We start from the raw sequence: 22,696 nt of genomic DNA, 5'->3' as shown, positions 1-22,696 counted from the left end.
ATACAAAGTAAATCAAAAAAAAAAGCATAATTCATATAAAAATAGAAAAAATAAATCAATGTAAATTTGAAATATAATAAAATAAAATCAAAAAAGAAAAATTGGACAAAAATTAAATATAAAATTTTAAAAAAAAAATAAAATTAATCATCTAATTCTATGCCTAATTTTCCTAAACTTCTTGCAAACAAAACAGCCACTAAAACAGCTATCACTGTGACAATTATTGCATAAGTCAAATATCCAGGAATTGCACTACCTTCTTTGAAAAAAGTAGAAATAATTGCTTTAATAGCTTCATTCCATGCTAAACCAGCAACTAATGCAAATGCAGTAGTAATTAATGTAGCTGTGGTTTTTAAAATTTCAACTTTAACAGAATCAGTCATATTTTCACCTCTATATACGAATAACTAGTATCAAAACAATTAAATAAATATATTAAATAAATATATTAAATAAATATATTAAATAAATATATTAAATAAATATATTAAATAAATAATAACCTCTTAAATTAGTTTAAACAGTAATTTCTTTAATAATTTCTTTAATAGCTATTTCAGGGTTTTCTGCATTGTAAATTGATCTACCAATAATTAATGCATCAGCATATTTCAAAGTATCATTTGGATTTCCTCCTTGAGTTCCAACACCAGGAGAAATTATGAATTTATCCTTTCCAAGAACAGATCTAATTGAAGATAGCCTATCTAAATGTGTTGAAGGAGCAACATAATTATTAATACCCAATTCAAGACCCATTTCAGCTATTTTTTCTCCTTTACCTTTTAAAAATTGTATAGCACCAGGATGAGACATTTCAGTAAGTAAAAATATTTCTTTTCCATATTCTAAAGCAACATCACATGATGCAGCTACACTATCTTTGCCAACAAATCCATGGACTATAATACTATCTGCTCCAGCTTTAAATGTTAAATCAGCTATTTTTTCATTTGTAGCTGGAATATCAGCCACTTTATAATCGCAAATTGTATTAAATTCAAAGTTTTCTTTAAAAACAGTGACAGATTTTAATCCCTCTGCTAAAGTTAAAGGGTATCCAATCTTTATTGTATTTATATATTTAGATATTGATTCAACAAGTTCAAAAGATTTAATTATGTCCATTAAATCTAATGCTAATATAATGTTATTTTTAACTTCCATAATAATAATTCTGTTTAAATATTATTTAAAATTAATGATTAAAATCAAAATATTTAAAAAAAAAGATAAAAAAAGTATAAATTAATAGAAAAATATAATTGATATATCAAGTAATAAGTTTAAAAAAATAATTAAAAAAAAATAATAAAAAATAATAAAAATTAATAAAATTTAACTACTGATGAGTTGTTTTAGTTAGATAATCCTTTCTATAATCCATTAATTCAGGGGTTTTTGGTTTAACAAAAGTATATCCATCTAAATCCTCTTGAGTATCCAAGACATCTATTAATTTGTCGTACTCAGGATATTCATTACTGACCACAATTACATGAGCAGGAGGATGAATTGTTTTAACCTGTAAAATACTTAATGTTATATCTTCTTTGACAAAAAATGCACAAGCTGCATTTGATAAACTACGTAAAGGAGATTTTAAAATTGATTCAACTAACTGATCAGCAAAGATTGATTCAATAACCTTAGGTTTTGAAGTTAATGATAAGTTTGCATGACGCTCAATGTCTAAAATTGCACTTAATAATTTAGTATTGTTTTCTCCACGAATTAAAATTAATGCCATATTATCACAATTATTGATATCCTATATAATTATTTATAATTATTTAATGTAATTATTTATTATATTAAAGTTTTTATTAATATAAAATCACTCAAAATAAACATTGACCATTTATTAAATAAAATAGCTAATTTAAATAGCTAGTTAAAGAAAAAAAAGGCTAATTTATAGTTAGATTACAATCTAATGGTTTCAATGTTAAACACTTAATATGTTATATCTATTAAAAATTTAAATTTTTATAAAAAATTTAAAAAAAATTCAATGTTTATTAAACCTTATTTTTTTTAAAGTATTTAATAAAACTAAAATTATATTTATATTTATCAATATATAAACTTTGCCATAAAAAAATTTTTAAACATAAAAATGATAGATGATAATTATTTTTGTTCAATTAGTTTATATGCTAAAATGAAGAATTTTTAAATAATTTAGATATAAAGAATTTTTTACAATTAAAATATTATAAATTGAACATTGTTCAATTAACTTAAGTTTGCCATTCAGCAACAAATAAGAAAAAACAAAAAAAGTTATAAAAAAACAAAAAAAAGATATTAAGAAATAAAATTAGTTAATGAAATAAAATAAATATATGGATAAATAAAAAATAAAAAAATAAATTGTAAAAGTCTATTTTCTTTTTTGGAAATTAGTTAGAAGGCTTCGTCTAAATATTACAAGAATAATCAAAATAAAACCAATAACTGTTTGAATATTTCCAAGCACATTTAAGAAAAAGGAGCTAATAGGAAGATCCCATGGAGGAGAAGAACGTCCCTCTGGAAGTGGGGTGAAATAAACTCCTACAGCATTAGATTCTTTTCTAACATTTATGTCTTTTGGTTCAACATAGTTAACTCCAACCAACAATCCATTTTTAATGTTCTTATTAATAGAAGTAGCTATTTCAACTGAGCTATATCCATACTTCTTAACCGAAGCTTGAACAATGGCTGATGTTGTACTATGAATACCTGGTGCCTCAGTTCCATAAGTTGAAACTAATACCGTGTCTTTTGTCACAGTAATAGCATTGGCTAATGAATCATAAGCATAAAAAGTGTTTAAAGGAGTTCCGTCATTTGGACAAACATCATAATTCTCAGCTGTTGGAAAACCAACACTCCAACCACAGGTGGGACAAGTTTTTCCATATGGTTCGTCCATTGGATATCCTTGAGTATCTAAAACCTGTGGAGTAAACATGTCTCCTGTTGAAATTCCAGATATTAAATTAACTGCCCCACCACCATATTTTTCACCAGAACCAATAGATACTGTTTTAAAAGTTTGACCTACAATTGTAGTTGCAGAATAACCATCACGAATCATTCTTCCAATGTTTACTGCAGCTTGTCGCCTAACAGCTGTAGCCGTTCCATACATTGGATTTCCTTCTGTATTCCTTAAGTGAATAATTGCTCCTTTTTTACCTGGTGGCAGTACTGCTAAACCACCACTATAAGGAGTTATTTTAATTGTGTTGTCATCTTCAACTGTTACTACATAAACATCAAAAGAGCCACCTACTGCAGCTCCAATTGAAGGCCCACCAACCATTAAACGAATACCTGCATAGGAAGAAGCAACAGCAGCACCAGAAGCTGCAGTAGCACCATTATCTAATACACTAATTGAATTGACAATAGCTCTAAGCCTAACACTTCCATTACCTTCACCACCAGAAAGAACAACAAATTGATGCTCTTTAGACATTAAAAAGGTTGACATGAACATATTTTTACCAAAGGACATACTTCCTGCTGCAGCACCATTAGGATCTTCTCCACTAGGATCTGTTATTACTATAACATTCATTGTAGCTGAAACTGCTCCAATAATGGCAAACAGCAAAAGAATTATTATTAAATAGTTCCAAATTTTATTCAAATATATATCCTCCTATAAAACTGCTCTGTTTTTTTTATTAAAATCAATGGATGAAAAGTCTTCAACAACATTTACTGTTACAATTCCAGTGGTTTTATCTACCTGAACATCAGCAGCTACAATTGGCTGTAGCTTTGTGCCTGAAATTGTGGTTAAGGTTGCAAAATATTCAGCATTTTTAATAGCTTCATTCAGGGGCAGTTCTCTCTTTGAAGTGATTAACATGTCCCCCTTAATATAGCTTCCTTGTCTTAAACCAGACCCTGCTACATTGACTTTAATACTATCTAAAGGAGTAATATCATTACCTTTTATAACAATCCCAGCAATTGGAACTCCTTGTTCCACTTCAGGAGAAGATGCAAATCCTACATATGTGACTACTCTTCCACAAAGAATTAAAATAAAAGCCAATGCTAAAATAATCAATGTATCTCTTTTTATTCTAAAAAACATGTTTTTCACTCAAAAGATAGTATTAAATTAATAATATAATAAAATTGCCTTATTAAAATAGTAACTTAATAATAGTAATTTAATAAATAATAATAAAGCAATAATTTAGTAAAATAAAGAATTAGTAAAATATACTTAAGAAAATAAAATAATTTATTAAAATTTCATCTTTATAATTTATATTATTTATAATTTATATTATTTATAACTATATTATTTATAACTATATTATTTATAACTATATTATTTTAGAAACATTTTAATAAAGTTAAACAAAAAAAAGTATTTAACCATAAAATATTTAAATTAATTAATTCTTGTCTATAATTTTCTTAAGTACTGATTCTGCAGGATCCATGCCTTGAGCACCAATTAATAAAATAACATCATTTAAATTAGATTCATCATAAACTTTAAGCAATGATTCTTCTAATTTATCATAAAAATTAAAATTAATATTATTTTGCTTTAAAACATCCAAAAATATGTTTTTTTCATCATCTGTGACTAAATTAACAGCATCTACAACATCAACGCTATTTGTAAGCAATAAATTTAAATTAGATTTTTCATTTTTGTATAAGTTTAAAATAGCTTCAACTAAACTATTAGCATTAAGACTATTAATATCTAAACCTCTTGAACCTCTAATAGCATTTATAATCCACAAGGCATTATAATCCAATTTACTTACAGCATTAATTGTAGCTTTAATCCCTTCAGGATTATGTGCAAAATCATCTATAATTAATGGATTAAGATGAATTGTACTGAATCTTCTTTTTAGTGGTTTGTATGATTTAATTCCTTTATTAATGCTTTCAATTGGAATTTTTAAACAAACACAAACAGAAAATGCAGCCAGTATATTTTGAATAAAATGTTTACTTTTTAGAGGAAAATCATCTAATTCTAAAACCAATTCATTTTTGTAGATAATTCCTTTTTTTTCACTACTGTAGAATAAGAGAGCATTCAAATCAATAATAGACTTGTAATATTCTTTTTCATTATACTTTTCAGTATTATTACTACTATTACTATTATTATTACTATCAATATTAGTATTCTTAATAAGCTCATTATCAAAAAATGAAAAATAAAATGTTTTTACATTTTTATTTTTATCATCAGCAAATTTAGCCATAGATTTAACATTTTCATCATCCAAATTTAAAACTAAAAAACCATTATTAATCCCACGAGCTAAGCCTGAAGTTTCATTAAAAACCTCATCAATGGAGTTTACAAGTCCAATGTGATCTAATGATATATTTGTAACAACAGCAACATCAGGATCAACAGCTTCACTCATTAAATAAGCATGATTTTTCATTAATTTATTTAACCACCCTTGAACTTCAGAAACTTCAATAACAATATACTCATAAGGATTTGTAACATCATAGTTGTCTGAGATTAATTTTGAAGCCATTGGATCTATTAAAGTATTATATTCTGATTTAGAATCAGTGTTTGTAAAAGCATTAAAACCAGAAGATTTTAAAATGTGATAAATCAAATGAGAAGTTGTTGATTTTCCATTTGTCCCACTAACAACAATTTTTTTAGAATCTGCCCCAAATTGTCCCAATGTGTATTTTAAAGCAAACGCATTGGCAATTTCAATTTTATCAACAACAATCACAGGAAAATGAAAAGATTCAGCTACATCAAGTGCAGTTCCCCTAATATCTTCTGTAATAATGGCTAAAACACCTTTTTGATAGGCCAATTGAATTCCTTTTTCATCAATCCAATGTCTAATTATAATATCTCCTTTTTTAGCATCAGACAATATATTAAAAACACCATTAAATTCTTTTATTAATTTCATATCATCAAGACTATCTGTACCTTTGATTGTTCCACCAATAATCTTTGATAAAGAATTTATAGTAAATTTGATTGAAGAATCCATAATATCACAATAAAAAAATACATACATACATAAAAAAAAAAAATAACTAAAAAATAACTAAAAATAAAATAATAAAATAAATGAATAAGAATAAAATAAATAAAAATGAAAAAATTGAAAATAAATAATAATTTAATCAATAACTAATTAAAAAGAAAATGACTAGATATTAAGCCAATTAAACAAAAAACAATGGCTAGAGACCAATAAATTGCAATAATCTTTTTCTCTGAAAATCCCATATAATTTAAAGTGTGATGTAATGGCTCAACTGGAAGTTTAATAATTTTTGCTCTATGTAATAAACTAATAATTACAGATAATATAGGAACAGCCAAAGCTAAAACACCAAAGTATGGAATATCACAAATAAAAACTGCAGTAGCATATCCTGCACCTAGAACAAAAGAACCAGTATCTCCCATAAATATAGAAGCAGGATATTTATTAAAAACTAAAAATCCTAAACAAATAGCAGTTAAAATAATAAAAGGGTAAGAAGTTGCAATGTTTCCATTTATATACATAAAAACAACTGAAGAAAATGAAGCAATAGCTATTATTCCAGCAGCCAAGCCATCCATACCATCAATTAGATTGACTGCATTAATTGCACCAATAATACCAATTAAAATTATTGGAATGGCTAAAATACCCAGGGAAAAGCCAGCTAAACTTGTAATAAGCCCTGTGGAATATGCACCAACAACTAAAAAAACACCAATAATAAGTTGAATTATGATTTTTTCTCCTTCACCAATTTCAGTTTTAATAGGAATTTTTGAAACCAGTTGAAGTTTTTCGCTTTCAATTAGAGAATCAACAATTTTTTTTGCATTATCTGTAGCTGCTCGTGCTTCATTTCCAGGTTTTAGAGTTAAAAGACCTATTTTAATATCACTGTCAGATACATTTTTTACTAATTTTTGATACTCTTTTACATTAAGCCCAATTAAATCATCTATTAAACCAGCAATTCCTGCTGTTACCATTAAAATAGCTGTTATTACAATATATTGATTTTTAATATAAATTCCAGCTATTAAAAGTATTGTAAAGATAAAAGCTATACCTCCCATAGTAGGAGTTCCACTTTTATGTCTATGCTCACTAACAATAGGATTATCACCAATTTTAGCATTTGCAAAAATTCTTTTTATAAAATAGCTAAATAGAATAGATATAAAAAGTGTTAATAAAAATACAACACTTACACTATTTAAACTAAAAGTTAAATTCCCTAAAGGATGTAAAACACTCATTTTACCACAGATTAAAAAAATATTAAAGAATATTTAAAGAATATTTAAAAAAAATTAAAAGAATTAATAGGATTTAAAAACAATTATAGAAAATGAATATAAACATGATGAAGGTATTATAAGTTATAATAAATTTAGATATAATAAAGATTGATTTTCTTAATATATAAATTTTTATTAAATAATTAACCCAAAAAAAAAATGAAGATGTTTAGAAGTAAATAAAAAATAATAGAGAACATTAAAAAAAGAATATTAAAATATATTTGATTAAAATTCTAAATTCAAATCATGATTTTTAAGTAATTTTTTGGCTAAGTTAAATACTAACATCTTATTTTCTCCAGAAAATGTTATTCTTTCATGATTTTTAGGTCCATGGACTATCCAAGAATTTTTAATAAACTTTTTAGGAGATTTATCTAACACTTCTCCATTAAAATTTCCTACAGGAACTTCTAAGGAATAATAATCCTTTTTTTCGTTATTTAAATTTTCTATACTAAAATTATGTGAAGCCATATAAACTAATTGAATTAAAGGACTAATACCTGTTGCTCCATAGGATAAATATCTAGTGCCACTTGGGCGAGTATTTATTTCAATAGCATAAAACAGATTATTTTTTTTTGAGTAAATAAAATCTATGTCAATTGTTCCCTCAGATTTAAGATTTTTAGCAATAAATAATGAAACATTCATAATAAAATTTAATTTTGAATGATATAAATCATCTAGATATTTTGAATTAATTGAACTATTTGAATTACTTAAATTATTTAAATTAATAGAATTTAAATTAATAGAATTATTTAAATTATTTGAAGAATTTATTTCAAATGGAGCTGAACGAACTCTTTTTATTGGATGACAACCATCTAAACTAGTTTCTCCTTTATAAACAGGAACAATAGGGAAATATTCTTCATTGAATGATAAAACCTCTACAGATATTTCACTTCCTTCAATAAACTCTTCAACTAAAGTTTCATTAAATTTCTCAATGTATCTTTTAAAATCATCTGAATTTTTAGCAATTTTAATATTTGATCCACCTTGACCCTCTTTCTGTTTTAAAACAATAGGCCAATTAAAAGATAATATTTCACCATTTAAATTGAATTCTATTTTATTTTTAGTGCTATTAAAATCACAAGTTTTATTGTTGGTAAAGATAAATGATTTAGGTGTTTTAATATTGTTCAAATTAAAAAATTCTTTAGTTTTAAATTTATTTGAAGAAATATCAATAACTGATCTATTCGAACAAATTACAGGAATATTATGATTTTTTTCCAAGTCTTCTTTTAAAATAGCCACATCCATTAATGGTTGATCAATTCCAATTAAAGGAACAACTGCATCAACATTATTTTCAATAGCTATCTTTTTAGGCTCATCCATTCCTCTTGAAACAATATGAACTTCATCAGCTAATTCTAAATTATCTGCATTAGGATTTGATTCAGTTAAAATACTATATATTTCTTTTTCTTTAAGAAAAAAGCTTACATCATCAAATAAACGTGCTCCAATAAAAAGTATTTTCATATGATTAATTTTGAAAAAGCTATTTAATATATTTTTTCAAATGAGGAGTTGAATTATAGCTAAAATTAAAAAAAAATGTAAAAACTAAAAAATGTAATATAAATTGATGGACTTTTATAAATAAAACAACAAGTTATAAATACAAATAAAACAATAATATTATAACAAATTTTAAAAAAAATTATGCAAAAATTATATAAAAAAAGGTTTTAAATGGCTAGTGAATCATTAAAACAATTAACACTTGAAAAAACTATTAAAAATCAAGCTCAATTATTTTTAAAACAACTAAATAGTGAACTACCTGAAAGCATGGAATTAGAATATGAAGGTTTTTATAGAAGAGGATTCTTTGTAAGTAAAAAAAGATATGCTGTTATTGATGATGGAACCATTATAGCTAAAGGTTTAGAACTTGTTAGGAGGGATTGGGCTCCAGTAGCTAAACAGATACAACAAAAAGTTTTAATGAGCATTTTAAGTGAAGGTAATGTGGATGATGCTGTAAAAAGCATAAAAAAAGTCTTAAAAGATATAAAAACTGGCACGATTCCAATGAAAGACTTAATTATCCACACACAAATTACCAAAAAACTATCGGACTACAAAAATACTGGACCACATGTTGTTGCGGCTCAACAACTAAAAGCAAAAGGAATTGATGTTAGTAAAGGAACTATTATTCAATATGTAATTATTAAAGGTAAAGGATTAATTAGAGAAAGGGCGATTCCATATGATTATAGTGATGGAAATGAATATGATATTGATTATTATATTAATCACCAAATAATACCTGCAGTATCAAGAATAATGGAATCATTTGGATATACTAAAGAAAAATTAATAGAATTAGGAGAAAAAGAAAAACAATCAAGTTTAGATGCATTTTTTTAAAAAAACAAAAACGATATAAAAATATAAAAGTATAAAAGTATAAAAATATAAAAATATAAAAAAATTGATATGTTTAAAGATATTCATTTAATTGAGAAATATTATCAATAATAATTACTTCAGGATAGTTTTTACGGATTTCATTTAATTTATCTTCAGATAAATTAGAATTTACTAAAATACCATCCATTCCTGCATTTAATCCCCCTAAAACATCAACATCAAACTTATTTCCAACCATAATGCTGTTTTCAGCTTTAGTATTCATTCTTTTTAAAGATTCTTCAAAAATCCCTTTATTTGGTTTTTCTATAGAAACTTCTTCAGAGGTAATTACTTCATCAAAAAAGTTGTGTAAATTTAAGCGAACTAATTTTTCCCATTGTTTTATTGTCCTTCCATTAGAAATAACTGCTAAACGGTACCCCTTTGATTTAAGATAAATTAAAATGTCTAAAGTTTTTGCAAATGGTTTAAGTAAAGCAAATTTCACATTATGGTAACTAACCATCCCTAAAGCTATTAACATTGGATTTTCTTTGCCATAAACTCTCTCAGTTAAAAGATTAAAGTGTTTATTATAATTAGAACCCTTTTCAACAATAATTTCTTGTAATAAGTTATAAGCTTCACTATGGGATAATGGTAGACCATTTTCAACCATCATGTTAATAGCTGCTTCTCTTGCGACCTTAGCAAAGTTAGAAGTGCCCAATAATGTATCATCAATATCAAAGAATATTACTTTCATTTTATCATTAAAAAGTCTTAATGTAAAATATAATGAATAGATATACTGAATTCAAAATTTAAAAAAAAATTATTCTGGACTTATTTTAAATGATAAAAACTCAATATCATTTAATGAATACCAAAGGAAATTATCATTGTCTGTTTTGATTTCAATGAAACCAATTTTAGGATTAACATTAATTTGAGCTATTATATATCCTTTAATTAAACTTTCAAATTCATCAGTTGTTATTTTTTGACCTACTTCAAATGATAGTGGATTATCAGTATTTTTCTGCTTGAATATTAATTTATTTACCTTCACATAAACATCTCCATTTATTAATTAATATTTATCTAACCAATTTTATATAAAATTTTCCTTTAAATAAATTTAATTTCTAAAATTGAATATTTATCATAATATTTAATATATATTATTTAATAATTAAATTTATATTTTATTTACATTTATATTCTAACATAAAACTAGTTAGTCTAAAAAAAATTATAAGCTTTCAATAAGATTAATTAATGTATTTACAATAATATTTTTAGATAAATTTATTTCTTGAGACAAGTTAGTAGATATTTCCATTGATTTTGGATTTATCCCACATATTATGGATTTAAATTTGATTTTTTCTTCTAAGAATTTTATAAAAAATGAAATAGACATTGAATGGCTTGAGGATGAAAAATTAGAAATTTCTTCTTTCTCAATTAATCTTATTGTTCCAGGATCATCATCTAATAAAACAGCATCTAAAATGATTAAATGGCTTGGTTTTTCCATTTTTATTAAGCCAGTAAAATTTTCAGGAACAGATTGACAATTTAATAACAAAATATTTTTTTCTTCAAATATATTCTTGTGAAAATTATGATTAAAATATTTCTGAAGCTCTTCAATTATTATTACACCTATACCATCGTCTCCTCTTAAAGTATTACCAATTCCCATGATTATTAATTTATTTAAGTTATTTTCATAATCATAATATTTTAAAAATTCCTTAAAAGAGCTTAATAGCTTACTCATTATAATCACCATTATAAGAAACATCAATAGTTTCTAATCCTCCCCCCATTTGATATTTAATATTAACTTTAATTTCATCACCTTTTTTCACTTCAATTTCATCAATTGGAATAAATAATGGAGGATTTAACATTGGAGTTTGAGAGATAATTAATTGATTATTAAAAACAGTAAAAGTTCTAATTTTTAAGCCATTAAAACAGCCATTAGTATTTATTTTAAATTTTATTTTCTCATTAACCTTTGGATCATTAAGTTTATAAAAATTAATTGAATTTAATAATTTATAATTACCTAATATTTTATGTTTATACTTTGATTTATTAATTTTTAAATTATACTGCTTTTTATTAGATTCATTAGTATCAATATTACTTATTGAATATTCAACATCTTCATAATGAATTAAAGGATGATCCATATTTACAGGTTCTATTATATTTATTACAGAGTCAGGGATTATAATTCCATCATCATTTAAGCTATTTATAGCATGATTTAATATTAAAACCTCTTCTTCATCGATTAATCCTGTATCTAATGCTTCACAGATTATTAAATCTGCTTTTTGATTAAATTTGTATTTTAAAACATCTTCCCAAATAAATTCAACATTATCTAAGCTTTTTAAATTTGTTCTAGCCATTTTACATATTAAATGATCTTTTTCAATGGCTATTACTTTTTTAGAAATTTTAGAAGCCAATGATGCTAAAATACCACTGCCTGAACCTAAATCATAGGCAATGTTAATTTTTTTCTTTCTTGAATTTAAGATGTCTAATGCTTCTTGAAAAAAAGCTATTCTTTCCACATCCATTAATAAATTGTTATGATATGAATTTGTTTTAAATTTCATTAAAAACTATTGTATATTTAATATGATTTAAAATTTGTGAAAAAATAAAATTAAAAATAAGAAAAGATAAGAAAATAGCATAAAACTATAAGAAAAAATAAAAAAATAGTATAAAATATGAGAAAAAATAAAAAAAAGATAAAAAAAGAAAAAATAATGAAAAACTGAAAAAAGTTTAATTTAAAAATGAAGAGTCTATTTTTTCACCATTTGCAGTACTGGTTAATTTAACATGCTCGACTCCTTTGAGTCTCATCATTTGTTCAGTAAGCTCACGAATACTTGAAACATCCCCTTTTACGATAATTACTTCCATACAGTACTTATGAGTCATGTGAATATGTAAACTTGTGCTGATTTCATCTCTATGAGAATGTTGAATATCAGCTAAGTTTTCCATAACTCCAGTATAATGGTGGTCGTAAATAATGGAAATTATCCCAACTCTTTCTCCATCCATTTCACTCATCCATTGATATCTGAGAATATAATCTTTTAATGCATCTCTAATACCTTTGGATCTAGACTGGTATCCTCTTTCTTTTAAAACTTCATCAAATTCTGCAAGCAATTTCTTTGGCAAAGACATACTTATTCTCATTTTATCAACCTCAAATTAGTCTATGATTCTTAAATGTTTAATTCATTAGACCAATATATAGTTTACAAATATTAAAAATAAATAAAAAAATTTTAATATAATGTAATTAAAATAATATAATAAATAGTGTAAATTAAATATTAATTTAATAAATGTAAATTAAATATTAATTTAATAAATTAAATGTTAATTTAAAAGTAATATAAGATTTTCATGTTATTTATATCTTTTTAATTGATTATTTATATTTGTTATTAAAAAAATTGAAAATTTTAAAATCATATAAATTATATAATATATTAATAAAATAAAATTATCAATACAGTAAAAATAAATTAATATTAATAACTTAAATTTTAAATTATTTTTAAAATACTTATAAAATATATTTAAATTACTTTTAAAATCTTTAAAATATTTTATATGTTTATAATATTTTCATAATATAAAATTAAAATGTGATAATATGTTAATAGAAAAAGTAATGAATAATAAAATAATTTCTATCAATTTAAACACAAGCCCATACGAAGCATTTGAAAAGATGTATAAAAATGGTGTTAGAAGATTATTTGTCTTTGATGATGAAAACAACCCTAAAGGTGTTATTTCCTATAGTGATTTAATTGGTATTTTAAACAACTTAAGTGACCATAATTATGAACAAAATCAAGACAAAATTGAAGACATTATGTCAAAAGAAATTGTTACAGTTGACAGTAAAGAAGAAGTTAAAAATGCTGCTAATTTAATGTTAAGAGCAGATGTTTCAGGACTTTTAGTTTTAAATAATGATGAAGCTGTTGGAGTCATTACCAAAACCGACATTTGTAGGTTAGTTGCTGCTAACTTCCTCATTCCTAACAAAAATATGGAAATATGAGTTAATAGATAAAATGATTACAATTAATAGATAAAATGATTACAATTACAAAAAAAGAAGAATATGTTTTAAACGAAATAAAAGCATTAAATCTTGAATACAGTGAAGGAATCCCTCAAAATATATTAAAAATGCAATTGGGAATTACAGAACATGAATTAAATGATATTTTATCTGAATTAAATAAAAAAAAAACAATTGACTACTCCCATTCAAAAATCAGATATTTAAAAAATAAAAAAGAGATTTCATCTGTTGAAACAAAAAAAGAAGTAAAAACGGCTGAGATTAATGAAAAAGAAGAAAAAACACTTGAAATTATAAAAAAATTAATTAATGATGACAAAATTGTTTCAAAATATATTTTAGAAGGATATTTACTATATGGAGATTTAAAATTAAGTAATTTAAGAATGTATAAGATATTGTTATCTCTTGAAAAAAAAGGAATAATTAAAAAATTATTAAAAACTGATGGAAAGTTTTACAAACTTAATATTTAAAACAAAAAAATAAAAAGCATTAAAATTAAAAGAAAAAATTTTTGAAAGTTTCTCAATTAATTAAGGATAATTAATACATTTTAATCAATACTATGAAATATATCCACCCAATACATTCAATTACAACACAGTTAACAGTTGTTTAAACTTCATTTATAAATTCTAATATTTTTTCTTTTGAATCCTTAGCTTCAGGTATTGGAAATAATGGAAAAACATGAGGAAGGTTTAAATATTCAAAATATTGGATTGATGGGAACTTCAAAGCCATTAAATGAGTATCAGGGTTAGTAAGATCTTTTGTACCACTAAACATTAAAACATTGAATTTCTCAAAATTACCATTTATTGGGCTGATAAAAGGAATATCTATCTCATGAGTGGCTTTGTAGATATTAGCTATTGCTTTTAAAGTAGGTGTTGAAAGAATATTATCAATTTTTTCACGTTTTAATATTTCAGGATTTTCTAAATTGAAGTTTACAAGAGGAGAAATAGTTATAATATTCTTTAAAAAACCGTTATTATGTTCTTTTAAGCATTTATTCATTTTCCATTGACTATAAGATAAAGAAATGTTAGCTCCTGCAGAATCTCCTATTAAAATTATCTCAAAATCAGGATGTTTATCCATTATCTCTTCAATAGCTAAATCCAACCAATTCATTACATCATCAACATTAAATTTAGGTACTAATGGATAAAGACCTACATAAACACCAAATTCTGTTTTATTTAAAATCCAATCAATAAAATTCCAATGAAAAGGAGTTATTGGAAAAACAAGACCCCCACCAGGTAAATATAAAATTATTTTTTTATTTTTATTTAAATTATTCTTTTTCTCTAAGTAAAAAAGTTCATGGTTATTTAAAACCTTTTTATTAATGTTATACTTTCTTTTCATCTTTTTAGAAGGATAAGAAACCTTTTTTTGTCTTTTATTAATATATTTTATAAATTCTTCACCTGTTTTTTTATATCTGTTATTGATTCTAAAAATTTTTGTAATAAAATTTAGAAAGTTTAACTGTAAGCTCAATAGAAAATCTACCTCTTAGAACATATAAAACAATAATGGAGCTTTCAAATCTGTTTTTGCTAATAATAGAATTTAATTTTTTAAAATTCAAAATAACCAATTTAAAACAAAGTAAATATTAAAAACTGTAACTTAAAATGTAAATGATTAAAAAAAAAAGTAATAAAAAGAATAAAAAGTAATAAAAATAATAAAAATAATAAAAAAAGTTTAGAAAAGATTAAAAAAAGTTTAAAAAGCTTAAAAAAGATTAATCCAAATTTATTCCATTAGTTAATGGTAATTCTCTTAGCCATTTAATATCACTTTTGTACAACATCCTTATATCTGAAATATCATATCTAATCATTGCTAACCTTTCAATTCCTAAACCAAAAGCCAAAACTGGAACATTAACTCCTAATGGTTCTAAAACTTCAGGTCTAAACATTCCAGAACCTCCAAGCTCAATCCAACTTTCTTTTTCTTCTAAGTAAACTTCACATTCAGTGGAAAGATAAGTGTATGGGAAATAAGCAGGTCTAAATCTAACTTCAAAACCTAATTTTTTATAAAATTCTTTTAAAACGCCTAATAAATTTTGATAATTAATATTTTCTCCAGCTACAATCCCTTCAACTTGATAGAATTCAGGCAAATGTTTATAAGTTATAGTCTCTCTTCTAAATACTTTACCAATTGAAAACATCTTTAATGGAGGAAGGTTTTGTGATAGAAATCTTGTAGAAATTCCTGTAGTATGAGTCCTTAAAACTGTTTGTTTAGCTATTTCTTCATCCCATTTATAATTCCAACCTATAGAACCTGTATTACCTCCAAATTCATGGCTATTTTTAACTTTATTCACTAAATTTTCATTAGGTAACTCTGCTTTTGATGGATTTTTCATGTAGAATGTGTCTTGCATTTCTCTGGCAGCATGATCTTGAGGTTGAAATAAAGAGTCAAAATTCCAAAAGGCAGAATCCAAAATAGGACCAATTGATTCAGTAAAACCAAAATTTAAAAATACTTCTCTAATTTCTTCAATTATTGCTCTTAAAGGGTGTGCCTTTCCAGGATATATTTTAGGAAACTCAGTATTAATGTCATAAGGTCTATAGTTTAAGTCTTTCCAGCTTCCATCTTTTAATTGTTCATGACTTAATTGCGTTGCATCTTCCTTAATTTCAAAACCCTTTTTTAAAATATCTAAACCTAATTTATTGATTAAGATCTCATGATTTTTAGTTTTTTTAATATTTAGAATATTTTTCCGTGAATTTAATAATTTAAATCCATTTAACAAATTTTCATTTAATACAGAAATATTAATTGTATCTGACTTTAATAGCTCATATAATAATTTTTCATCGTTGTCTTTTAAGCTACCCTTCTTTTCACCTTCATCTAAAATATATAAGACACCTTTATTGATTTTTGCCCATTTTTTACGTGCCAACCAACCAATAGCTATCTTAATATCTTTTTTTTCAAGATAATTTGATAAATCACCAATTGCTATTTCCTTTTTATCAATAAGAACACTTAAAATAATTCTTTCAGGTAATCCATCATTGGCATATTTTAATCCAACATCCGTTAATGAAACAAAGTCATTTTCTATTGTGTTAACTGAAATAATGTCTTTTGAAACAAGAGACCCTGTTGCACTCATTACAGATTTAATATCCATTCCTGTTTCCTTTACTATTTCTTCAGGAACTTTTATCTCATCTTTTTTTAGAGTTTTTAAAAGTTTTTTTTCATAAATTGGAAGCTCATTAATAATATTTTCTACTGTTTGACTCATTAAACACACCTAAACATGAAAACACTTAAAATAATAAAAATAATAAAAAAATAATTAAGATAATAAAAATAATTAGAATAATAAAAAAAATAAGAAATTTATTAAATTATGTATATAAAATAATTAAATTATGTATCATAAAATAATTAAATTATGTATCACAAAATAATATATTTTTTTTAATTATTAAATATAACTGAAAATTAAAATAAAATAAATAAATTAAAACTAAAAGTTTAAAAAAATTAAGAATTTTAAATAAAAAACATTCTTATTCAAAATCCATAAAGTACTCATATAAATAGCTTAAAAATATTGATGCCGCTGTTAAGTCTGCTGTTGTTCCTGGATTAAATTTATTTTCAAACAAATAATCATCTAAATCCTTTACTTTTTTAATAAAATCAACACTACCATAGTCATCATTTCCAGTGATTATTTCTTCAGCCATTTCACTAATTTCTTCTGCTTGTTCATCTCCATACTTTCTTGAAATTAAAGTATCAGGAACATTGGAAAGAATAGTTAAAAATGTTAAAACTGTTGAAAGGTTTTGAGAGTATTGTTTTTTAAAATCAACATAATTAACAAATCCTAAATCAAAAGCTATAGGCATTTTTGATGTTAATTCTCTAGCTAAACTATCCCATGAAGCAGAAATGGCTAAAACATCAAACATTGTCTGATTATTATTTATTAGCTCTTCTTTAGCTTTTTTGCTATTCACATCAAAATTCTCTTGATCTCCCATTCCTCCAGCATCAGCAAGGTTTATTGCATCATACAAATCAATAGCATCATTAACAGTTGAATTATTCATTAATACTGAGATATTATCTTGTAATTGAAAGAAACTTTCACTAATAGCTGCTGAAATAGAAATTGGAATTATCATCATTAAAATTCCAAGGTTTGTATTATTTTTAACCCATTTATCTGTTTCCAAAACTCCTTTAAAAATATATTTTCCTAAATTTGCATTTTTAAAGTCTTTAGTTTCTTTGATTTTTAATCCATTTAATGCTGCTTCTTTTACTATTTCGCCTATCACTACACCACTGATTAAAAAATCTTCAAAAATCATATCAGCAAAATCACGAGTCCTATGAACATTACCTGGTTTTGGATAACCACTAACTTCTAAAACACTAGCTATTTGAGCCATTTTTGCTATTATGCTTATTTTCTCTATTTTATTAGATTCCATATAACTCTCCAAGAATGTTTAAAAATGATCTTTTAATAAAGTTTTTTATTAAAATTGCATATTATTAATAAATATTAAAAATTATTAAAATAATAAATTAAAATAAATTAAAAGTAAGCTAAAAATAAACTAAAAATAAACTAAAAATTAAAAATAATTAAAGATTAAAAATAATTAAAGATTAAAAAATTTTTTTGAATTTTTATGTGTGATGTTAGCAATTTTACTTAAATCTTCACCTAATTCATTGGCTATAGTTTCTGCAATATGGGGGAGATGTAAAGGACTATTTCTATGGGATTTTGGTTTTGGATTTAAATCACGAGGTATTAGAAATGGAGCATCAGTTTCTATCATAAAATGATCTAAAGGAATTTCGTTGATTAATTTTAAAAGATCTTGACCTCTTCTTTCATCGCAAATCCATCCTGTTATTCCAATATATGCACCAAGCTCTAAATACTTTTCAAGCTCTTCCTTTTTACCTGTAAAACAGTGAACAACAAAGTTAGGAATGTCATCTATATATTTTTCTAAAATATCCGAAAAATCAGGAAAAGATTCTCTATCATGTAAAAACAAAGGAGTTTCAAGTTTAATAGCTAATTTTATCTGTTCTTCAAAAACCAATCTTTGAACATCTTGAGGAGAAAAATTACGATTATAATCAAGACCACATTCACCAATAGCCACCACATATGGATTTTTAGCCATTTTTTCAAGATTAGGTATTGACTGAGAATTAAAATCTTGAGCATTGTGTGGATGAATACCAGCTGTTGAAAATAGCTTATTTCCATGAGTTTTATTATACTCCTCAATATACTTTATTGTTTCAAGACTATTGCTTTCAGTGGTTCCAGTAATAATTAAAGGGGAAACTCCAACTGATTCAGCCATTTTAACTACTTCATCATTATCTTTATTAAAAGATTTATGAAGTAAATTTACTCCAATATCAATATATTTGCAATTTTCATTACTCATTAAATTTTCATTATTCATTATTTTATACTATATTTAAAGACATTAATAAAATTAATTAAAAATAATAGAAATAAATTCATAAAATAATTTAAAAGAAAATCTAGTATAAAATGAAAAAATTTATATCAAATAAAAATAATGCTTAATGTTAATAAATATCTCATGGTGAGAAAATATGAAACCCATAAAAAAACAAAATCATGGAGAAAAAAAATAATATTAACAGAAAAGAACTTAATAGAAAAGAACTTGCTATTAATTTTGCTAAGTCATTGGGTTATTTAGATATTGAAAAAATTATTTTATTTGGCTCTGTTGCATGTGGAGAGGATAAAAAAGATTCTGATATCGATATTTTAATTATAATTCATGATGAAAACAAAATAGAAAAAGAGGCATACAATAAAGTATCAAATTTTCTATTAGAAACAATGGAATACATATCCGTGAAAATAAAAAATATAAATTACTATAACTTACACAAAAATAAAAGTTTATTTTTTAAAAACATAAAAAATGAATGTGTTTTAATTGGAGGAAGTGGAACTACAATTTAACAAAGCATTGTCAAATTAGACTCCTCACGGCTAAATTTAGAAATGGAACAATATGAAACTTCAATAAACAGATCATATTATGCAGTTTTTCATGTTGCCAATGCATTATTAGTCAAAAAAGGAATCCGCACAAAAACACATAGCGGAACCATTAGCGAATTTGGAAAACAATATGTTAACTTAGACAACTTTGAAAAAGAAATATTCAACATTTTTCCAAACTTAGAAGAGATACGAGAAGATGTTGATTATGATGTCTTTAATACAGTTAATGAAATTAAAGCTGACAAGAGTTTAGAAAAAGCTGAAATTTTTATTGGTGAATGTAGAAGATTTTTATAAGATGCTTCAATAATTTTGAAATAAGAAGAAAAAGATTAAACAAACATAAACATTTAAAATATTCAATTAAAAACAAATTAAATCTTTTCAAGAACATCTTTTGCAAAGTGAGTAATAATTAAATCTGCACCTGCTCTTTTAATTGATATTAATGTTTCCATAATCGCATCTTCAGTTAAATATCCATTTGAAATAGCTGATTTTAACATGGAATACTCACCACTTACATTATAAGTAGCTATGGGTAAATTAAATTCATCTTTTAATGATTTAACAATATCTAAATAAGTCATAGCAGGTTTAACCATTAAAACATCCGCACCTTCAATAAAATCAAGTTCACTTTCCCTAATAGCTTCTGAAGAATTTGAAATGTTCATTTGATAAGATTTTCTATCTCCAAAAGCCATTTTTGAGCAAGCTGCATCCCTAAATGGATAATAAAAATTAGATGCATATTTGGCTGAATAGCTCATAATCAAAACATCTTCAAAACCATTGTTGTCTAATATTTCTCTAATGGCTAAAACTCTTCCATCCATCATGTCTGATGGTGCAACAATATCTGCTCCAGCACGAGCATGTGAAAGAGCAATATTAGATAAATATTTTAATGATTCATCATTTAAAACTTTCTCATCTTCCACAATACCACAGTGTCCATGAGAAGTGTACTGACAAAGACAAACATCACTTATTACAACTAAATTTGTTTCTTTTTTTAGTCGTCTAATTGTTTGCTGAACAATTCCATCATCATCAAAAGCAGGAGAGCCTACACTATCTTTTTCTTCATTAAGAGGTAACCCAAATATGATAGTGGATCTTAAGCCTTTTTTTTCAAGATCTTTTAAATATTCAACACCTGCATCAATAGAATATCTAAATTCATCAGGCATAGTTAGAATTTTTTCCTTTTCACCATTTTTTAAACCTTTTTTAATAAAAATAGGACATATTAAGTCTTCTTTATTTAACTTAGCCTGTGAAAATATCTCTCTAATTTCAGGAGATTTTCTTAATCGTCTCATTCGTGTAATTGGAAAGCTCATGGTTTCACCTTAAAATATGAGATTATTTAAATTGTCTAGAGGAATAAACCCTCCCCTTAACATTCCATCTAAAATAACAATTGCTAAAACTGATTTACTAACTGCAGTAATTCGTGGGCATATACAAGGATCATGCCTTCCTTTAATTTCTATAGCTGTGTTTTCCATTTTTTCTAAATCAACAGTATTTTGACTTAAAGAAATAGATGGAGTTGGTTTAACAGCAATTTTAGTAACAATAGGCATACCATTAGAAATTCCTCCTAAAATACCTCCAGACGTATTTGTAGTAGCTAAAATAGCTTTTTCTTCATATTTATTTTGATGTTTTCCATTAGAACCAAGATCATTAGAACCAAGATTAGAATGTCCATAATGCAAAGGAGCATATTTAAAATTAGGATTTATATAATTAGAATTTAAATTTCCTTCAATATAAAACTCATCATTAGTTTTGGAAGCAGTATCCTTAGCCAAATCAAAGCCAAAACCTAGTTCCACACCTTTTACAGAACCTATATTCATTAAAGCTTTGGCTATTTCACCATCCAACTTTTCAAAAATTGGATTCCCAACACCTGGAGGAACTCCAATAGCTATTGTTTCAACAACACCACCAACAGAATCTCCTTTAGCTTTTAAGCCTAAAATAAGTTTTTCCATTTCTTTTGCAGCATTTAAATCAGCAGTTCTAACAGAGTTTTTTAAAGTATTTGATTCAATATAATCTAATCCAACTTTTTTAGCTTTAATATCTCCTACTTGAGTAACATGAGAAATTATTTTTATATTAAATTTCTCAAGAATTTTTAAAGCAATGGCTCCACCAATTACATGACCAATGGTAACTCTTCCACTGCCTCGACCACCTCCATTGTAATCATAATTTCCAAATTTTGTCTTCCAAGTATAGTCTCCATGAGCTGGACGAGGAGTATTTTTTAGTGAAGAATAGTCTTTAGATTTATTGTCTTTATTAAAAACAAGTGCAAGAATTGGAGTACCGTCTGTTTTACCCTCAAAAATTCCTGAAAGGATCTCAACTTTATCTAATTCATGGCGTGAAGTTGTAATAGAACTTGTTCCAGGACGACGAAGATCTAATTCTTTTTGAATATCTTTTTCATTTAACTCTAAATTTGCTGGGCAACCATCAATAAGAGCCCCAATTGCTTTGCCATGGCTAGAGCCAAAAGTACTTACTTTGAATATATTTCCCATAGTGTTTGTCATAAAATCATCTAAACTTATTAATTTTTAAAACATATTTTGAAATTATTTGATATTAATTAAATTATTAGTTTACTAAAGTATTGAATGAAAATTGAAAATTAAATTTAATAAATGAAATATTATAA

Annotated in this window: 24 protein-coding genes; 5 read left to right on the top strand and 19 right to left on the bottom strand. The window is 24.9% G+C overall.

The genetic code is table 11. The features are described from left to right. Nucleotides 1–143: 143 nt before the first annotated feature. From MBCUR_RS04845 to MBCUR_RS04810, 8 genes are all read right to left on the bottom strand, one after another. Nucleotides 144–389, bottom strand: a complete 246-nt coding sequence (locus MBCUR_RS04845; protein ID WP_067090921.1) for a DUF5654 family protein — start codon at nt 387–389, stop codon at nt 144–146. Between the two features lie 133 nt (nt 390–522). Continuing rightward, nucleotides 523–1,173, bottom strand: a complete 651-nt coding sequence (pyrF, locus tag MBCUR_RS04840; protein ID WP_067090916.1) for an orotidine-5'-phosphate decarboxylase — start codon at nt 1,171–1,173, stop codon at nt 523–525. 175 nt (nt 1,174–1,348) lie between these two features. Further along, nucleotides 1,349–1,756, bottom strand: a complete 408-nt coding sequence (locus MBCUR_RS04835) for a DUF356 domain-containing protein (RefSeq protein ID WP_067090913.1) — start codon at nt 1,754–1,756, stop codon at nt 1,349–1,351. 636 nt (nt 1,757–2,392) lie between these two features. Further along, entirely contained in the window at nt 2,393–3,580 is a 1,188-nt protein-coding gene (locus MBCUR_RS04830) for a hypothetical protein (RefSeq protein ID WP_211265127.1), read from the bottom strand. Between the two features lie 84 nt (nt 3,581–3,664). After that, nucleotides 3,665–4,108 carry a hypothetical protein gene (locus MBCUR_RS04825; RefSeq protein ID WP_067090904.1) on the bottom strand — a complete coding sequence of 148 codons (444 nt, stop codon included), beginning with the start codon at nt 4,106–4,108 and terminating at the stop codon, nt 3,665–3,667. A 310-nt stretch (nt 4,109–4,418) separates the two neighbouring features. Next, complete coding sequence (locus MBCUR_RS04820) at nt 4,419–6,029, bottom strand: Mur ligase family protein (protein WP_067090902.1); 1,611 nt, start codon at nt 6,027–6,029, stop codon at nt 4,419–4,421. Nucleotides 6,030–6,172: 143 nt separating this feature from the next. After that, on the bottom strand, nt 6,173–7,303 hold the full coding sequence (locus MBCUR_RS04815) for a glycosyltransferase family 4 protein (protein WP_394329080.1): 1,131 nt from the start codon (nt 7,301–7,303) through the stop codon (nt 6,173–6,175). A 258-nt stretch (nt 7,304–7,561) separates the two neighbouring features. Next, on the bottom strand, nt 7,562–8,842 hold the full coding sequence (locus MBCUR_RS04810; RefSeq protein WP_067090897.1) for an ATP-grasp domain-containing protein: 1,281 nt from the start codon (nt 8,840–8,842) through the stop codon (nt 7,562–7,564). 213 nt (nt 8,843–9,055) lie between these two features. On the opposite strand from MBCUR_RS04810, the gene MBCUR_RS04805 reads away from it, so the two are divergent. Continuing rightward, nucleotides 9,056–9,739, top strand: coding sequence for a DNA polymerase domain-containing protein (locus MBCUR_RS04805; protein ID WP_067090895.1), 684 nt, complete (start codon nt 9,056–9,058; stop codon nt 9,737–9,739). A gap of 73 nt (nt 9,740–9,812) precedes the next feature. On the opposite strand, the gene MBCUR_RS04800 is transcribed toward MBCUR_RS04805, so the two are convergent. The 5 genes from MBCUR_RS04800 to nikR form a co-directional block, all read right to left on the bottom strand. After that, nucleotides 9,813–10,490, bottom strand: a complete 678-nt coding sequence (locus tag MBCUR_RS04800) for a TIGR02253 family HAD-type hydrolase (RefSeq protein WP_067090892.1) — start codon at nt 10,488–10,490, stop codon at nt 9,813–9,815. Between the two features lie 69 nt (nt 10,491–10,559). Then, complete coding sequence (locus MBCUR_RS04795) at nt 10,560–10,796, bottom strand: hypothetical protein (RefSeq protein ID WP_067090890.1); 237 nt, start codon at nt 10,794–10,796, stop codon at nt 10,560–10,562. A 183-nt stretch (nt 10,797–10,979) separates the two neighbouring features. Beyond that, nucleotides 10,980–11,513, bottom strand: coding sequence for a hydrogenase maturation peptidase HycI (hycI, locus tag MBCUR_RS04790; RefSeq protein WP_169805794.1), 534 nt, complete (start codon nt 11,511–11,513; stop codon nt 10,980–10,982). Further along, nucleotides 11,506–12,372 carry an rRNA adenine N-6-methyltransferase family protein gene (locus tag MBCUR_RS04785; protein WP_067090888.1) on the bottom strand — a complete coding sequence of 289 codons (867 nt, stop codon included), beginning with the start codon at nt 12,370–12,372 and terminating at the stop codon, nt 11,506–11,508. Before MBCUR_RS04785 ends, hycI begins: the two co-directional genes overlap by 8 nt. 175 nt (nt 12,373–12,547) lie before the next feature. Beyond that, the gene (gene nikR, locus MBCUR_RS04780; RefSeq protein WP_067090885.1) at nt 12,548–12,973 is read right to left on the bottom strand and encodes a nickel-responsive transcriptional regulator NikR; all 426 of its coding nucleotides are present in this window, start codon (nt 12,971–12,973) and stop codon (nt 12,548–12,550) included. A 466-nt stretch (nt 12,974–13,439) separates the two neighbouring features. On the opposite strand from nikR, the gene MBCUR_RS04775 reads away from it, so the two are divergent. Further along, nucleotides 13,440–13,856, top strand: a complete 417-nt coding sequence (locus MBCUR_RS04775; protein WP_067090882.1) for a CBS domain-containing protein — start codon at nt 13,440–13,442, stop codon at nt 13,854–13,856. Between the two features lie 35 nt (nt 13,857–13,891). Beyond that, nucleotides 13,892–14,359, top strand: coding sequence for a hypothetical protein (locus tag MBCUR_RS04770; protein WP_067090880.1), 468 nt, complete (start codon nt 13,892–13,894; stop codon nt 14,357–14,359). A 142-nt stretch (nt 14,360–14,501) separates the two neighbouring features. Here MBCUR_RS04770 and MBCUR_RS04765 read toward each other — a convergent pair whose 3' ends face one another. The 4 genes from MBCUR_RS04765 to MBCUR_RS04750 all read right to left on the bottom strand — a co-directional run bounded on the left by MBCUR_RS04765 (nt 14,502) and on the right by MBCUR_RS04750 (nt 19,387). Continuing rightward, nucleotides 14,502–15,401: an alpha/beta hydrolase fold domain-containing protein gene (locus MBCUR_RS04765; RefSeq protein ID WP_067090877.1), complete on the bottom strand. Its 900-nt coding sequence runs from the start codon at nt 15,399–15,401 to the stop codon at nt 14,502–14,504. 250 nt (nt 15,402–15,651) lie between these two features. Then, nucleotides 15,652–17,193 (bottom strand): phenylalanine--tRNA ligase subunit alpha, encoded by a 1,542-nt coding sequence (pheS, locus tag MBCUR_RS04760; RefSeq protein ID WP_067090874.1) that lies wholly within the window; start codon nt 17,191–17,193, stop codon nt 15,652–15,654. A gap of 271 nt (nt 17,194–17,464) precedes the next feature. Then, nucleotides 17,465–18,400: a triphosphoribosyl-dephospho-CoA synthase gene (locus MBCUR_RS04755; protein WP_067090872.1), complete on the bottom strand. Its 936-nt coding sequence runs from the start codon at nt 18,398–18,400 to the stop codon at nt 17,465–17,467. Between the two features lie 174 nt (nt 18,401–18,574). Beyond that, on the bottom strand, nt 18,575–19,387 hold the full coding sequence (locus tag MBCUR_RS04750; protein ID WP_067090930.1) for a TatD family hydrolase: 813 nt from the start codon (nt 19,385–19,387) through the stop codon (nt 18,575–18,577). Between the two features lie 200 nt (nt 19,388–19,587). On the opposite strand from MBCUR_RS04750, the gene MBCUR_RS04745 reads away from it, so the two are divergent. Together MBCUR_RS04745 and MBCUR_RS04740 are read left to right on the top strand one after the other, a co-directional pair. After that, the gene (locus MBCUR_RS04745; protein WP_084269499.1) at nt 19,588–19,944 is read left to right on the top strand and encodes a nucleotidyltransferase domain-containing protein; all 357 of its coding nucleotides are present in this window, start codon (nt 19,588–19,590) and stop codon (nt 19,942–19,944) included. Between the two features lie 6 nt (nt 19,945–19,950). Next, the gene (locus MBCUR_RS04740; protein WP_067090869.1) at nt 19,951–20,286 is read left to right on the top strand and encodes a HEPN domain-containing protein; all 336 of its coding nucleotides are present in this window, start codon (nt 19,951–19,953) and stop codon (nt 20,284–20,286) included. Nucleotides 20,287–20,363: 77 nt separating this feature from the next. On the opposite strand, the gene hemB is transcribed toward MBCUR_RS04740, so the two are convergent. Together hemB and aroC are read right to left on the bottom strand one after the other, a co-directional pair. Beyond that, on the bottom strand, nt 20,364–21,338 hold the full coding sequence (gene hemB, locus MBCUR_RS04735) for a porphobilinogen synthase (RefSeq protein WP_067090866.1): 975 nt from the start codon (nt 21,336–21,338) through the stop codon (nt 20,364–20,366). Nucleotides 21,339–21,347: 9 nt separating this feature from the next. After that, nucleotides 21,348–22,571: a chorismate synthase gene (gene aroC / locus MBCUR_RS04730; protein WP_067090863.1), complete on the bottom strand. Its 1,224-nt coding sequence runs from the start codon at nt 22,569–22,571 to the stop codon at nt 21,348–21,350. Nucleotides 22,572–22,696: the final 125 nt, after the last annotated feature.

It is taken from the genome of Methanobrevibacter curvatus (assembly GCF_001639295.1).
GTDB classification, from domain to species: domain Archaea; phylum Methanobacteriota; class Methanobacteria; order Methanobacteriales; family Methanobacteriaceae; genus Methanoflexus; species Methanoflexus curvatus.
This window is presented reverse-complemented; position numbering and strand designations above follow the sequence as displayed.

Excerpts from the sequence above, each read along its gene's own strand:
- MBCUR_RS04845 (WP_067090921.1), bottom strand. The coding sequence starts at position 389 with ATGACTGATTCTGTTAAAGTTGAAATTTTAAAAACCACAGCTACATTA.
- pyrF (WP_067090916.1), bottom strand. The coding sequence starts at position 1,173 with ATGGAAGTTAAAAATAACATTATATTAGCATTAGATTTAATGGACATA.
- MBCUR_RS04835 (WP_067090913.1), bottom strand. The coding sequence starts at position 1,756 with ATGGCATTAATTTTAATTCGTGGAGAAAACAATACTAAATTATTAAGT.
- MBCUR_RS04830 (WP_211265127.1), bottom strand. The coding sequence starts at position 3,580 with ATGAATGTTATAGTAATAACAGATCCTAGTGGAGAAGATCCTAATGGT.
- MBCUR_RS04825 (WP_067090904.1), bottom strand. The coding sequence starts at position 4,108 with ATGTTTTTTAGAATAAAAAGAGATACATTGATTATTTTAGCATTGGCT.
- MBCUR_RS04820 (WP_067090902.1), bottom strand. The coding sequence starts at position 6,029 with ATGGATTCTTCAATCAAATTTACTATAAATTCTTTATCAAAGATTATT.
- MBCUR_RS04810 (WP_067090897.1), bottom strand. The coding sequence starts at position 8,842 with ATGAAAATACTTTTTATTGGAGCACGTTTATTTGATGATGTAAGCTTT.
- MBCUR_RS04805 (WP_067090895.1), top strand. The coding sequence starts at position 9,056 with ATGGCTAGTGAATCATTAAAACAATTAACACTTGAAAAAACTATTAAA.
- MBCUR_RS04800 (WP_067090892.1), bottom strand. The coding sequence starts at position 10,490 with ATGAAAGTAATATTCTTTGATATTGATGATACATTATTGGGCACTTCT.
- hycI (WP_169805794.1), bottom strand. The coding sequence starts at position 11,513 with ATGAGTAAGCTATTAAGCTCTTTTAAGGAATTTTTAAAATATTATGAT.
- MBCUR_RS04785 (WP_067090888.1), bottom strand. The coding sequence starts at position 12,372 with ATGAAATTTAAAACAAATTCATATCATAACAATTTATTAATGGATGTG.
- nikR (WP_067090885.1), bottom strand. The coding sequence starts at position 12,973 with ATGAGAATAAGTATGTCTTTGCCAAAGAAATTGCTTGCAGAATTTGAT.
- MBCUR_RS04775 (WP_067090882.1), top strand. The coding sequence starts at position 13,440 with ATGTTAATAGAAAAAGTAATGAATAATAAAATAATTTCTATCAATTTA.
- MBCUR_RS04770 (WP_067090880.1), top strand. The coding sequence starts at position 13,892 with ATGATTACAATTACAAAAAAAGAAGAATATGTTTTAAACGAAATAAAA.
- pheS (WP_067090874.1), bottom strand. The coding sequence starts at position 17,193 with ATGAGTCAAACAGTAGAAAATATTATTAATGAGCTTCCAATTTATGAA.
- MBCUR_RS04755 (WP_067090872.1), bottom strand. The coding sequence starts at position 18,400 with ATGGAATCTAATAAAATAGAGAAAATAAGCATAATAGCAAAAATGGCT.
- MBCUR_RS04750 (WP_067090930.1), bottom strand. The coding sequence starts at position 19,387 with ATGAGTAATGAAAATTGCAAATATATTGATATTGGAGTAAATTTACTT.
- MBCUR_RS04745 (WP_084269499.1), top strand. The coding sequence starts at position 19,588 with ATGGAGAAAAAAAATAATATTAACAGAAAAGAACTTAATAGAAAAGAA.
- hemB (WP_067090866.1), bottom strand. The coding sequence starts at position 21,338 with ATGAGCTTTCCAATTACACGAATGAGACGATTAAGAAAATCTCCTGAA.
- aroC (WP_067090863.1), bottom strand. The coding sequence starts at position 22,571 with ATGACAAACACTATGGGAAATATATTCAAAGTAAGTACTTTTGGCTCT.